At 64.3% G+C, this 13,548-nt stretch carries 11 protein-coding genes and 1 tRNA gene; 4 read left to right on the top strand and 8 right to left on the bottom strand.

Going from position 1 to position 13,548, the window contains the following annotated elements:
- Positions 1-177: 177 nt before the first annotated feature.
- Positions 178-2,985: an immune inhibitor A domain-containing protein gene (locus AC1DCF_RS18500; RefSeq protein ID WP_477212262.1), complete on the top strand. Its 2,808-nt coding sequence runs from the start codon at positions 178-180 to the stop codon at positions 2,983-2,985.
- A 122-nt stretch (positions 2,986-3,107) separates the two neighbouring features.
- Here AC1DCF_RS18500 and AC1DCF_RS18505 read toward each other — a convergent pair whose 3' ends face one another.
- Genes AC1DCF_RS18505 through AC1DCF_RS18520 form a run of 4 tightly spaced genes read right to left on the bottom strand, consistent with a single transcriptional unit; the run spans position 3,108 to position 6,593 of the window.
- Positions 3,108-3,857: a type 1 glutamine amidotransferase gene (locus tag AC1DCF_RS18505; protein ID WP_477212263.1), complete on the bottom strand. Its 750-nt coding sequence runs from the start codon at positions 3,855-3,857 to the stop codon at positions 3,108-3,110.
- Between the two features lie 2 nt (positions 3,858-3,859).
- Positions 3,860-4,606 (bottom strand): amino acid ABC transporter ATP-binding protein, encoded by a 747-nt coding sequence (locus tag AC1DCF_RS18510; RefSeq protein WP_441790987.1) that lies wholly within the window; start codon positions 4,604-4,606, stop codon positions 3,860-3,862.
- Positions 4,606-5,715: an amino acid ABC transporter permease gene (locus AC1DCF_RS18515; protein ID WP_477212264.1), complete on the bottom strand. Its 1,110-nt coding sequence runs from the start codon at positions 5,713-5,715 to the stop codon at positions 4,606-4,608. The genes AC1DCF_RS18510 and AC1DCF_RS18515 overlap by 1 nt, the downstream gene beginning before the upstream one ends.
- Positions 5,712-6,593 (bottom strand): ABC transporter substrate-binding protein, encoded by an 882-nt coding sequence (locus AC1DCF_RS18520; RefSeq protein WP_477212265.1) that lies wholly within the window; start codon positions 6,591-6,593, stop codon positions 5,712-5,714. Before AC1DCF_RS18520 ends, AC1DCF_RS18515 begins: the two co-directional genes overlap by 4 nt.
- Positions 6,594-6,719: 126 nt before the next feature.
- On the opposite strand from AC1DCF_RS18520, the gene AC1DCF_RS18525 reads away from it, so the two are divergent.
- A complete protein-coding gene (locus AC1DCF_RS18525; RefSeq protein ID WP_477212266.1) occupies positions 6,720-7,754 on the top strand; it encodes a LacI family DNA-binding transcriptional regulator in 1,035 nt (344 codons plus the stop codon).
- Positions 7,755-7,940: 186 nt separating this feature from the next.
- On the opposite strand, the gene AC1DCF_RS18530 is transcribed toward AC1DCF_RS18525, so the two are convergent.
- Both AC1DCF_RS18530 and AC1DCF_RS18535 read right to left on the bottom strand, forming a co-directional pair.
- A tRNA-Thr gene (locus AC1DCF_RS18530) sits at positions 7,941-8,013 on the bottom strand.
- A gap of 210 nt (positions 8,014-8,223) precedes the next feature.
- Positions 8,224-9,147: a DsbA family protein gene (locus AC1DCF_RS18535; RefSeq protein ID WP_477212267.1), complete on the bottom strand. Its 924-nt coding sequence runs from the start codon at positions 9,145-9,147 to the stop codon at positions 8,224-8,226.
- A gap of 266 nt (positions 9,148-9,413) precedes the next feature.
- On the opposite strand from AC1DCF_RS18535, the gene AC1DCF_RS18540 reads away from it, so the two are divergent.
- Positions 9,414-10,511 (top strand): ABC transporter ATP-binding protein, encoded by a 1,098-nt coding sequence (locus AC1DCF_RS18540; protein ID WP_441790813.1) that lies wholly within the window; start codon positions 9,414-9,416, stop codon positions 10,509-10,511.
- A gap of 91 nt (positions 10,512-10,602) precedes the next feature.
- Here AC1DCF_RS18540 and AC1DCF_RS18545 read toward each other — a convergent pair whose 3' ends face one another.
- Positions 10,603-11,025 carry a hypothetical protein gene (locus AC1DCF_RS18545; protein WP_477212268.1) on the bottom strand — a complete coding sequence of 141 codons (423 nt, stop codon included), beginning with the start codon at positions 11,023-11,025 and terminating at the stop codon, positions 10,603-10,605.
- A 29-nt stretch (positions 11,026-11,054) separates the two neighbouring features.
- Positions 11,055-12,056 carry a malate dehydrogenase gene (locus AC1DCF_RS18550; RefSeq protein ID WP_477212269.1) on the bottom strand — a complete coding sequence of 334 codons (1,002 nt, stop codon included), beginning with the start codon at positions 12,054-12,056 and terminating at the stop codon, positions 11,055-11,057.
- Positions 12,057-12,146: 90 nt separating this feature from the next.
- Between AC1DCF_RS18550 and AC1DCF_RS18555 the strand changes: the two genes are divergently transcribed.
- A complete protein-coding gene (locus tag AC1DCF_RS18555) occupies positions 12,147-13,439 on the top strand; it encodes a DUF4032 domain-containing protein (RefSeq protein WP_477212270.1) in 1,293 nt (430 codons plus the stop codon).
- Positions 13,440-13,548 lie beyond the last annotated feature (109 nt).

The following is a 13,548-nucleotide window of genomic DNA, read 5'->3' on the forward strand; positions in this document are numbered from 1 at the left end:
ACGATCAGTGCATCTCGTGCACGATTCCATCAAGATTGCTGCGACTGGCCCCCAATGTGGGCACGGGGGCTACCGCTCGCGTTACCCGGCGCGGCAGGATACGAGGCACGCCCATCTACCGGTGGGCGCATTTCTTGCCCCGCGGGCCATCCTCTCGGGGCATTGGGAGGGAGAGATATGTCAGAAAAGACCACACAGGCGCGTCGACGCGCTGTTGCAATCATTCCCGTGCTTGCACTCGCCGCCGCAGCACTTGTGGCAGCGGACGCGACGGAGACGAAAGCAGTCGCGAGTTCAGTTGCCGCGCCGGCGAGCACCACGTCCGACTACTACATCAACTACGTCGAGCCGCGTGCCGAGGATTCATTCGGAATCGACGTCGAAGCCACGCCCGGCAGTGCCGCCCGGCGGAGCATGGAAACGGCAATGACCAAGGCCGATGCACTCGACCGCAAGTTCAGCACAGGTAATCCGGTCGCCGCTCGCCAATTGGCAAAGCTTGAAGCCACGTCAGTGAAGACAGGCAAGAGTCCGAAGTCACTCCGGAACAACTACAAGGGGTCGAAGACGACCCAGCAGGCAAAACTCTTGACGATCCTGGTCGAGTTCAACGAGAACGCGAACGACGACTTCACCGGCTTACAGGTTCCGACTGCGTACGGCGCAACCGACTGCATGCCGGGCGATGTGCAGAATGGGCCGGTGCACAACACGATTCCGAACCCGGCCACCCTTGAGCGCGCGGACAACAACTCGATGTGGGTGCCCGATTTCTCGTCAGCGCACTACAACAAGATGTTGTTCAGCGGCACCGGGATTACCGACCGGGTGCGCACTGATCTCACCGGTCCCGACGGCAAGCCGGGTTTCGACATCTCGGGCTACACCATGAAGAAGATGTATGAGGAGATGTCGCGCGGCGCTTACACCGTCACCGGATCGGCGACGCCCTGGGTGAGCGTTGCCCACTCCGAGGCCTACTACGGCGCAAGTCTCTGCCAGAAGAACGCCGACGGCGTCTACGAGGCCGGCGCAATTCAAGACATGCAGGGGCACCCCGACAACCCGCTCGGTGCCGGCCAACTCCCGATTGACGCGGTCACCGCGCTTTCAGCAGCACAGCCGAGCTTCCCCTGGGCCGATTACGACATCGAAGACCAGGGCGACCTCGACGGCGACGGCAACGTCAACGAACCCGACGGCGTCATCGACCACGTGGTGCTCGTGCACGCGGGCGAGGACAAGTCAGGCGGCGGCGGAGCGCAGGGCACCTCGGCGATCTGGGCGCACTCGTCTGCGGTTGCCGGAGGAGCGGCTATCCCGGGAACCACGCTGAAGCTGTCGAACTACATCGTGCAGCCTGAGGACTCGGGCGTCGGAGTGTTCGCTCACGAATACGGCCATGACCTTGGCCTGCCCGACCTCTATGACACGTCAGGCGCCGGCGACTCCGACGTCGACTTCTGGGATCTCATGTCGTCAGGCTCGCACTCGGGTCCGATCTTCCAGTCGATGCCCACTCACATGGGCCTCTGGGACAAATGGGTGCTCGGCTGGGCAGATCCTGAGGTGCTCAATCCCGGTGACAAGACCAAGACCATCAAGGTGGGCCAAAGCTCCCGCCCGATGAAGGGATCGGCCGACGGCGTCAAGATCAACCTCCCCGACAAGGTCATCACCCTCGCGACACCGCATTCCGGTGCGAAGGCGTGGTACACCGGCGCCGACCAGAACTGGGCCGACATCCGTCTCACCCGCTCGCTCGGCGTTGTGCCGGCCGACGCGAAGTTCTGGATGTGGAACAACTACGTGCTGGAGCAGGACTGGGACTTTGGCTTCGTCGAGGTCTCGACCGACCAAGGAGCGACGTGGACCGAACAGAAGGTCTCTGACGAGACGGGCGCTGTCGTATCAACTCCCGACGACTACGCCGATCCCAACGGCAACCTGGCCACGTTCGGCAACAAGAAGCACGGCCTCACCGGATCGAGCGATGGCTGGAAGCACGAATACGTCGACCTCTCGGGTTTCGCCGGCCAGAACGTGAGCGTGCGTCTGCGTACTGCGACCGATGCCGCCTTCCAGGAGCGCGGCTGGTTCGCTGACGACTTCGCTCTCACCAGTGGTTCAACCACGCTCTGGAGCGATGACGTTGAGGCCGGCGACGCCGGCTGGACCCATGAAGTGGCAAGCTTCGCCACGACGACGGGTCCCGGATGGCGCATCGATACCGGCACAGCGATTCAAGCGCAGTACTACCTCGTCGAGTGGCGCAACGCGGACGGCTTCGACAAGGGTCTGAACTATGCCTATGACACCGTGTACAGCGCGGATGCGTGGAAGGTCGACAAGTTCAAGTACAACGCCCCCGGTGCCCTCGTCTGGTATCGCGATACCACCTACGGTGACGCCAACCTGATCACGGCCAACGTCTCGTCGTTGCCGAGCGAGGGGGCCAAGGGCGGACTGCTCATCGTTGACAGCCACTTCGACCCGCTGCGCCGCACCGGCGAAGCCGCGGTCGTCGATCCGTCGACCTTGAACAACATGCCGTCTCGCGTGCAGTCCTCGAATGCCGCATTCGGGCTTCAGGAAACGTATCCGTTCACAGAATGCATCACCGATGAGGCATTCACGGAGTACTGCACCGACGTTCCGGCGCAGCCCCCGGTGAGCACCTTCACCGATGATCAGGGTTGGGTGCCCGGAATGGAGCTTCTCGACGACGGGCGCCTGTTCTACCGGGACATCGACGCGTCGGTGGTCGTTCCGTCGATGGGCAATGCCAGATACAGCACCCGGCTGGTCGACTCGGCCGGCAATCTGCTGCCGGAGTACGACGGCGTCGACGCCGGCGTGGGCCCGTTCGGCAACGGCGGCCCCGCCACGTCGGGAGTGGGCTACGGCACCACGGTCACGGTGAAGAAAGCCTTCCCCGACAACACCGCGGCGCTGATCACGGTGACACCACCGCGCGTCGGCTGATCCAGCACGGCAACACATGAGGCGCCGACCCACAGGGTCGGCGCCTCACTTCGTTATCGTGTGTTCGCGCGGGCGAAATGGGCTCCCGGTGAACCGGCCCCGTCAGCGTCAGTTCGTCGGCGTCAGTTTGTGAGAACCTGCTGTGCCGTGCCCGACGGTGCTGCCACCCGCACGATCTCGACCCAGCGGTCGGCGACCGTTGACCAGATCTGGCGCAGTTCGGTCTCGCTCTGACGCATGGGCTCAATCACCTGCTCCGGGGTGAGCCCGGCTTCGTGCAGATCTTCGCTGTCCTGGCGGGCCCATTCTTCGGCGGTTGCGGCGAGCGCTTCCAGGTGGAACTGCAGGCCCCACGCCGACTCCCCCACCCGGAACGCCTGGTTCGGGCACCGCGTGCTGCTGCAGAGCGAGGTCGACCCGGCCGGGAGCTCGTGCACTTCGAGCGAGTGCCACTGCATGGCCTGCAGCTCGGTCGGCAGGTCGTGCAGCAGCGGGTCCTCGGAGGCGTTGGCGGTGAGCCACAACTCGCTGAGCCCGATCTCCGCACCCTTCCGCACTCCGGCAACGACCCCGCCGGCCACGACGGCGAGCAGCTGGGCACCGAGGCAGATACCGAGGAACGGGGTCGATGTCGCCAGGCTGTCGGCGATCAGGGCGCGCACCTGGGGCAGCCACGCCGCATCCGTGTCGTCGGTCGGCCCGGGCGTTCCGCCCAAGACGACGACTCCGGCATATCCGTCGGCCGTCAGCGGAATGTCGCGACCGGCTTCGGGCCCGACAACGTCCATCTCGATGCCCGCGGCCCGGATGCGTTCTCCCACCAGGCCGATTCCGGCATTCGCCTCATGCTCGACGACCAAGATCTTTGTCATAGTCACAGCCTTCCCGCTTCAATGATCTTCTTCAAGAACGCACGAGTGCGTTCCTCTTGGGGTGCGCCGAAGATCTGCTCCGGCGGCCCCTGCTCCAGAATGACGCCCTCGTGCACATAGGCAACAGTGTCGGCCACTTCCTTGGCAAAGGACATCTCGTGGGTCGCCATTAAGATGGTCAGCCCGTCGGAGGCCAGATCCCGCACAATGTTGAGTACCTCGGCGACCAGCTCCGGGTCGAGTGCCGAGGTGATCTCGTCAAGCAGGAGCACATCGGGGTTCATCGCGAGTGCGCGCACGATGGCAACACGCTGCTGCTGACCACCCGACAGCTGATCGGGATAGGCGCCGGCCTTGCTGGCCAGGCCGATCCGGTCGAGCAGCGCGAGGGCCTGCGCTTCGGCATCCACTTTGCTCATTCCCAGAACACGGATCGGCGACAGCGTCACGTTGTCGAGCACGCTCATGTGCGGAAACAGGTTGAAGCTTTGAAAGACGATGCCGATTTTGCGCCGGAGGGCGTTGACGTCGACTCCCTCTCCGGAGACGACGTCGCCGTCCAGGCGTATGTCGCCCTGGTCGATCTCTTCGAGGGCGTTGACGCAGCGCAGCAGCGTGGACTTGCCGCAGCCCGACGCGCCGATCAGGCAGACGACCTGGTGCCGGTCGACGTGCAGGTCGATCCCGCGGAGCACCTGGTTCTGGTCATAGGACTTGGTGATGGAGTTCAGTTCGAGAAAAGCCACGATTACCCCTTGTTCCGCTGCCGGCGAGCGTCGCGCTCCAGAAGCCTGTCGACGAATCGGGTCTGCGGGATGGTGATGATGATGAACAGGATGGCGACAACCGTCACCGACGACAGGTTGAAGTAGTTGCTGGAGTAGATCTTTGCCTGGGTGAAGGCGTCGACCGTGCCGATGATCGTGACGAGCGCCGTGTCTTTCTGCAGCCCGATGAAGTCGTTCAGCAGCGGAGGCGTCACTCGCCGCAGAGCCTGCGGAACGACGACGAATCGCATCGTTTTTCCGTAGGAGAGCCCGAGCGAACGCGCGGCAGAGACCTGCGACCAGTGGATTCCGTCGATGCCGGACCGGTACACCTCGGCGACGTAGGCGCCGTAGGTGAGCGTCAGCGCGAGCACTGCAGACCACATCGGTCCGAGTTCGCTGAAGAGAGGAACACCCGCCAGCGGCAGACCGAACCCGACCAGGTAGATCACGATGATCGACGGCACGGCGCGGAACACGTCGACGTAGGCCGTCGCCAGCCAGCGGAGCGGACGCCCCGCCTTTCCGGGAGCCAAACGGGCGAGTGCGATGACCAGCGCCCAGATCAGCACCAGGATCTCAGCGAGTACCGCGATCTTGATGTTCTCGCCAAACGCGATCGTCACATCCGCGAAGCTCTTCGCCATGAAGCTCGCGTCGAAGAACGTGCTCTGCACCGCGTGGTCGTTGGCCAGCAGGAAGAGTGTGAAGGTGGCGATGAAAATGATCGGCAGGCATGAGCCGATTGCGACCCAGGCCGACTGACCGGCGCGCGACCGGTAGGTGCGCGCTTCGACGATATTGTCTTCGGCGAGCGCGCCGGTGCTTCGTGCCTGCTGTTTGGTTCCCTGGACCAACGGAACGAAGGTGCCGAGCGCGAGCACGACGACGAGGACCGTTGCGAGTCCGAGGGTGATCCTCCAGACACCTGTTTCGGCGACGGTGATCGTCAGCCAGGCGGCATAGCTCGACAACATCACGGTGAGCGCAGACAGCAGGTATCCGACGAGCAGGAGCGACCGCGCCGAGCCGACCGGCGCGGGTCGCGCAGCCCGAAGAGGCTGCGCGACCCGAACTACATCTGTGCTCACTTGAGGTGCCACACAGGAATGCTGGCCGGGTCGACGCCGTAGGCGTCGGCGAGGTAGGCGGCACTGAGCTTGTCCAGGGTGCCGTCGGCCTTGAGGTCGGCCAGAATCTTGTTGATCGTGTCGAGGTTCGGGGACCCCTTCGCCATCATGATCCCGTAGGCCTCATCGGTCTCGATCTGCCCAACGACCTCAAGCTTGCCGCCCGACTTCGATGCGGCGCCCAGCACGATGCTCAGGTCCTGAATTCCGGCATCGATGGTGCCGGCTGCAACGGCCGCCTGCTGCTCAGGGTCGCCGGGGAAGACCGACGGTGCGGTTGTGGGCTTGAGCGTGTCGGTGACCAGGATCTGGCCGACCGTTCCCTGCTTGATGCCGATCGTGCTGTCGGCCAGGTTGTCTTCGGTCACGTCGGCACCGGTCTTGACGAGCACTCCCGCCGTCGACTGGAAGTACGGGTCAGAGAAGTCCATGACCTTTTTGCGCTCGTCGGTGATAGTGATCTGGTTGAGCGAGAGGTCCATGTCCCCGGACTTGCCGGCGACGAGTCCGTCGAACGACGCCATCTGCAGCTTGACGTTGTCGATTCCCGCGCGGTGAGCGATGTTCACCAACAGGCAGAAGTCGAAGCCGCTGCGGATGTCTTCGACGGTGTCGCCGTTGTACCAAGCGGGGCTCGGCAGGTCGGCTTTCATGAGAAGCGTGTTCTTCGTCAGGGTCTCAAGCGAGTACTCGCCTTTGGTGCCGGTGACCTCGCAGTCGCCATAGGAAGCGGGGTTTCCGTTCGCCTGGACTTTGCTCTCCGCCGTCGCGCCACAGCCGGTGAACAGCAGTGTCGTTGCGAGTGCGGCGGGAACGAGAAGTAGCGCTTTATGCCTCATTGCATGATTCCTCTCTGAAAACCTAAATCGTTTTAGGCGTACCGGTAGTATTCAGATCATCGGGTGCCGCGTCAAGTTCAGGTACGGATCGATAACAAGGCGTGGGGCGCAAGGAAGCGGGAGCCGGTGGTTGGTGCAGTGGGAGCGGTAGTGGGCAAGAAGGTCGGCATCAAGCACGTTGCCGAGGCAGCGGGGGTCTCGCCGGCCACGGTCTCGCAGGTGTACAACCACAAGGGCGAGGTCGCGGCCGCAACGCGTGAGCATGTGTTGGAAGTCGGCTCCCAATTGGGGTACCAACCGAATGCGCTCGGGCAAGCATTGCGCTCCGGCCGGTCGCGGGTGATCGGTGTCGTGGTGAGCTACCGCGACTCTGCCGTCTGGAAACAGACCTACATGCCCTACTACCGCAACATCATCGCCGGCGCAGCGATCGAAGCGGTCGACCACGGTTACTCGATTTCGGCTGCGCCGAGCACGGAACACGGGCTCGTTGAGACCCGGCTGCCGCTCGACGGCGTGATCGTCGTCGACCCGGTTCCCGGTGATCCGGTTGTCGAGCAGTGCATCGCCCAGGGCCTCGCGGTGGTCATCGACGGCGGCTACGAAACCACCGATGCTTCTGCGCGTCTGATCACCGTTCGGTCAGACATGGACGAGGCGATCCCGAAGGTTTTGGCCCATCTGCAGGCCGAGTCGTCGGCATCCGTCTTCACTCCGGCGCTGTTCATCGGCCCCCGGATCGACACCTACACGGCCGACACGCTGCACGCCTATCAGGAGTGGTGCGAGGCCAACGGATGCGCCGAGATCGTGACGCGTCTCGCCCCCGGCCACTCGCCGCGCGACGCCGCCCGCGAACTGCTCACCCGCGAGTCGAACGCGGTGACCGCCGTGCATTGCTTGAACGAGACGTATTGCGCGGCCGTGCTCGAGGCAGCGGACGAGCTCGGCATCGTGGTACCCGACCAGCTGCAGGTCTCGGTCACCGGGAACGCGACGGCGGTGGGAGCCGAGACACGCGTCGCGTTCTTGAACCTCGACCCCGTCGACACGGGGGCGCAGTGCGCGCGTGCACTCATCGCGCTGCTCGAAGGTCAGCCCGTTGAGGACATCGTGGAGACCGTGACGCTGATTCCGGCCCGGCGGCTTGCGCGCGGCTGAGCGCGGTGCACCGCCTATTTGTCCTTGCCGATTCACCGACGCCAAAAACATCACAGATTGGCAAGTTTTCGCCGAAACATCAAGCTTCGTGCTGCTCTACTGCCGACCTGATGTTTTCGCGCCGCAATGAGCGTCGAGTTCAACGTAGAAACGCCCCACATCCCAGTCGGGAGTAGGGCGTTACAGGGCCGGCCACGGGACTTGAACCCGTAACCCCCACTTTACAAGAGTGGTGCGCTACCAATTGCGCCAGGCCGGCATGAGGCGAACCTCGGTCTTTATCCTAAATGGTCCGGCTGCTCCGGCGAAAATCGGCCGGGCATCCGTCAGTCAAAACCGCACATGTCACCGAATACCGCACGATGTGTGCGGTACTCGGCGACAGGTGCGCAATCCAGACGGTTTTCGGTGACAGTGGCCGACCGAGGGGCGCTGCGCCGACGGGTGCTGCAGCCAGTAAGGCTGCGCGCTAGCCGGCAGCCGGAGCAGGCGTCGGAGTCGGCGTGGCCGTTGAGGTCGAGTAGGTCTCCCCCGCGGCCTGCAACACGAATGCCGCGAACTCCTTCGGGTCGGTCAGCGAGCCAACGTACTGCTTGCCGTTCACGAGCACGGTCGGGGTGCCCTTGATCGCCTTAAGGTCGGTGTTGGGCAGCGGGCCTGTGACGGCGCGCGTTGTCGCAGCATCCACCCACGAGGTGAAGGTGCGATCGGTGATGCACTTCTCGATCGGCGCGAGGCCTGACGTCACACCGGCCTTCTTGACGACGGCCACCAGCTCTGCATCGCTGCGACCGGCCGAGCCCTCCTTGGGCTGGTCGACGAACATCGCCGAGTTGAACTCGAAGAAGGAGTCCGGCGAATAGTTCGCCACACAAGCTGCGGCGTTGGCCGCGCGCAGGGAGTACTCGGTTCCGGCCGACTTGCGGGTCAACAAGGCGACGGGGTGAATCTCGACCGTCGCGGCGCCCGACTCGACGAGCTTCGCGATCTGCTTGCTGTTGGTCTTCTCGAAGTCACCGCAGAGAGGGCAGAGGTAGTCGAGGTAGATGCGAATGTCGGTGACGGTACCTGTGGCATCCGGCTTCGACGGAATCGGCTTGGCCTCCGGGCTGAGCGCCGGGGTCGTAACGACCTTCATGCCCTCACCGATCAGGATGCCGTCGCTCGCCATGTTCGCCGGTCCGGGACCGACGGGACGGATGGAAGTAACGATGACAACTGCGATGAGGCCGACGATTGCGATAGCGGCGAGGGCGATTCCGCCCTGCAGGAAGACCCGGTTTCGACGGTCCTTCTTCTTCTGATCCTCTCGAAGCTGCTTCGCCTTGAATCGTGCAGCGTCGCGTCGCTGGCTTTTGGAGAGGCGATCGTCGCCTGGTCCGCCGATTGTCATTAATACTCGTTCCGGTACGTTTGATGCACGCAAACTCTATGCAAATGCTCTCAAATAGTAGGTTGCTTGTCTGGGAAAGGACCACACGGTTCCCGAACGGGGGGTGCCTGTAAGCAGAACGTCTGCGCTCATCTGCGCGGTAAGGAATCTGCTCCGCGCATGTCATACTGAGTTCGATCACGCGCGCTCACGGGTGCCGCGATCAATAAATCCCATCACTAAGGATCGTCCGGCACGTACCTGCCGGTGAAGGAGAATATAGAAACATGGCTACTGTCACTTTTGACAAGGCAACCCGCCTCTACCCGGGTTCCACTCGCCCGGCCGTCGACAAGCTCGACCTCGACGTTGCCGATGGTGAATTCCTCGTTCTCGTCGGCCCGTCCGGCTGCGGAAAGTCCACCTCCCTGCGTATGCTCGCCGGCCTCGAAGAGGTCAACGACGGCAACATCTTCATCGGTGAGCGCAACGTGACGGATGTTCCCCCGAAGGACCGCGACATCGCCATGGTCTTCCAGAACTACGCTCTGTACCCGCACATGACGGTTGCCGAGAACATGGGCTTCGCCCTCAAGATCGCCGGCGTCAACAAGGACGAGCGTGCCGCTCGCGTTCTTGAAGCCGCCAAGATGCTCGACCTCGAGCCGTACCTCGGCCGCAAGCCCAAGGCTCTCTCCGGTGGACAGCGTCAGCGCGTCGCCATGGGCCGCGCCATCGTGCGTCAGCCGCAGGTGTTCCTCATGGACGAGCCGCTGTCGAACCTCGACGCCAAGCTGCGCGTTCAGACCCGTACCCAGATCGCTTCGACGGTTCGCCGTCTCGGCGTCACCACCGTCTACGTCACCCACGACCAGACCGAGGCGCTCACCATGGGTGACCGCATCGCCGTGCTGAAGGATGGCCTGCTGCAGCAGGTCGGCACCCCGCGCGACCTCTACGCCAAGCCGAACAACGTCTTCGTTGCCGGCTTCATCGGCAGCCCGGCCATGAACCTGTTCCTGGCCGACGCGGTTGACGGTGGCGTCAAGTTCGGCACCTCGACGGTTCCGGTCGCCCGCGAGACCCTCGCCGGTGCATCCGGCAAGCAGGTCACGATCGGTGTTCGCCCCGAAGACATTCACGTGTCCTCGACCCCGGGCGAAGGCCTCGAGATCGATGTCGACCTGGTCGAGGAGCTCGGTGCTGACGGTTACCTCTACGGTCACTCCACCATCGCCGGCAAGCGCACCGACATCGTCGCGCGCGTCGACGGCCGCGTTCACCCGTCGGCCGGCGACAAGGTCTACCTGACCCCGACGCCGAACCACGTGCACCTCTTCGATGCAGAGAACGGCCTGCGTCTCGGCGGAGCGGTCACCGACTAAGACTGAACTGTGAAGGGCCCGGTCACCGAGAGGTGACCGGGCCCTTTCTTTTGAGTCAGCTCTTTTTAGTCAGCCACGTCGGCTCACTCGCTTAGTCGGCCAACGCGCGAGCCGTTTCAATGAGGTCGGTGAGCGCCTCCAGGTTGATGTCCTCGAATCGCTTGAAGCTCAGGCTGCTGGCCCCGACCTTCGACGCGCCGACCGATTCCGCGAACCGACGACCCACATAGTCGCCGTCCTCGACCGCGTTGACATAGAGACTGAGATAGTTCTTCTGCTGAGCCAGACCGATCAGAAACCATTCGACCTCTGCTCCGCGAGGGCGCTTCTGCACCAGGTCGCCGTAACCAATGATCTGCTGTTCGGTGCCGCCCCAGAACACCCCTTCCCAGAGGGTGCGGGAGAGCCCGCTCATCAGCGGATGGATAAGCAGGTCCAGCGCGCGCATCGCCTCCCCCTGTGCTCCGTCGAGCCCCTCCAAGAACTCGTCGACACTGGTCGTTGACCTCTGCATGGCATCCTCCCTGTCGTGAGCCTCGCGAGTCATTCGGGCAGCAAGCCGAGTGCCCGCACGGCGTTCTGCTCGTCGAGCAGATCGGCGACCGAGGCATCGATGCGTGCGCGCGAGAACTCGTTGATGGCGAGGCCCTGCACAATCTGCCAGGCGCCGTCGACGGAGCGCACCGGGAACGACGAGATGAGTCCGGCCGGAACCCCGTACGACCCGTCCGAGACCATCGCCGCCGACGTCCAACTCTCGCCGGTGCCGTTCACCCAGTCGAAAACATGGTCGATCGTCGCATTAGCCGCCGACGCCACCGAGGAGGCGCCGCGCACCGCAATGATCTCCGCACCGCGCTGGGCCACCCGCGGAATGAACTCGTCGCTCAACCAGCGCTCGTCGACCAGATCGATGATCGGCGTGCGACCGGCGCGCGCGTGAAACACGTCGGGGTACTGCGTGGCCGAGTGGTTTCCCCAGATCGTGACATCGCGGATGGAGTGCACCGGCGCCTCGAGATGCGCCGCCAGCAGGCCGAGCGCCCGGTTCTGATCGAGTCGGGTGAGGGCGGTGAACCGTTCGGAAGGAACATCCGGTGCGTGCGCCGCGGCGATCAGCGCGTTCGTGTTCGCGGGATTCCCCACCACGACCACCCGGATGTCTCGCGCCGCACCGGCGTTGATCGCGGCCCCCTGAGGACCGAAGATCCGGCCATTGGCTTCGAGCAGGTCGCGGCGTTCCATGCCGGGCCCCCGCGGGCGTGCGCCGACCAGTAGCCCGACGTTGGTTCCGTCGAAGGCGCGCGTGGCGTCATCCGTCACCTCAACCGAGTGCAGCAGCGGGAAGGCGCTGTCCTGCAGTTCGAGCGCCGCACCCTCGGCAGCTGCCATCCCCGCGGGGACCTCCAGCAGGTTCAATCTGACCGGCACGTCGGGACCGAGCAACTGGCCTGACGCGATGCGAAAGAGGAGCGCGTAGCCGATCTGGCCTCCCGCTCCGGTCACGGTGACGGTCAGGGGTGTCGAACGTGGCTGTAGGTTCACGGTGCCAGCCTAATCCTGACCTCGGCTGTGCCCAGTCTCACTCGACGCATCAGGGAACCTCAGTCAGGCTGTCGCCGGTAGGCTCGAGCTATGAGCGGTTCTCTCAATATTCTTTCGGCAACGGCCGACCCGGCACTGCTCGATCTTCCCTGGCATCTGCCCCTCGACGCCTGGCCGAACCAGAACATCGCGGCTCTGCCCAAGGGCATCTCGCGGCACCTCGTGCGGTTCGCCCACCTCAGCGGTCGCGTCGTCGCGATCAAAGAGACGACGAGCGAAATGGCCAAGGGCGAGTACGACATGCTGCGCCGGTTGCAGGGGCTCGACCTCCCCTGCGTCGAACCGCTGGCCGTGATCACCAACCGCACCGATGAAGACGGCGCCCCGCTCAAGTCGGTGCTGGTCACCCGCCACCTCAAGTTCTCGCTGCCCTACCGCGCGCTGTATTCGCAGACGCTGCGCCCCGACACCGCCACTCGCCTTGTCGATGCCCTCGCCGTACTGCTCGTGCGCGTGCACATGGTCGGCCTGTTCTGGGGCGATGTGTCGCTGTCGAACACCTTGTTCCGCCGCGATGCCGGTGCCTTCGCCGCGTATCTGGTGGATGCCGAGACCGGCCAGCTCTACCCCGGCGGGCTCTCCAACGGGCAGCGTGAGAACGACCTCGAGATCGCGCGCGTGAACATCGCCGGTGAACTGATGGACCTCGAAGCCGGCGGCCGCGTCGCCGACGAGCTCGACCCCATCCGGATCAGCAACGGCATCGTCGCCGCCTACCGCTCGCTCTGGAAGGAGCTCACCGGCTCCRAGTCGTTCGCCAGCTCCGAACGCTGGCGCATCACCGAGCGCGTCGAACGCCTCAACCACCTCGGTTTCGACATCGAAGAACTCGGCATCAAGACCGACGAGAGCGGCACGACCGTGCGCATCCAGCCGAAGGTCGTCGACGCCGGGCACCATCAGCGCCGCCTGTTGCGCCTGACCGGGCTCGACGCCGAAGAGAACCAGGCGCGCCGCCTGCTCAACGACCTCGACTCGTACACGGCCAGCTACGGCAACCCAGACGCCGACGAAGAGATGGTCGCCCACGAGTGGCTTGTGCGCGTGTTCGAACCGGTCGTGCGCGCGATTCCGCGAGAGCTCAAGGGCAAGCTGGAGCCGGCCGAGGTCTTCCACCAGCTGCTCGACCACCGCTGGTTCATGGCGCAGCACCAGGGCCGCGACATTCCCCTGGCCGAAGCCGTCACGTCGTACGTGCAGGATGTCCTGCGTCACCGTCGCGATGAGGTCACGGTGATCGACCCGCCGACGGGTTCGATCACGATGCCGATCTCTGTTGCCGGCGGGGCCGACGATGAGAGCGACTGGCGGCTGAAGGTCTAGTTCGACCAGCGACCTCGTTGGTCGAGGAGCGAGCGCCAGCGAGCGTCTCGAGACCTCGTGAGCCGATCCTCAAACGCGATCCAGATTCAGAGATTGGCTCGCCGGGTCA

The organism is Leifsonia sp. 10L418 (assembly GCF_056395445.1).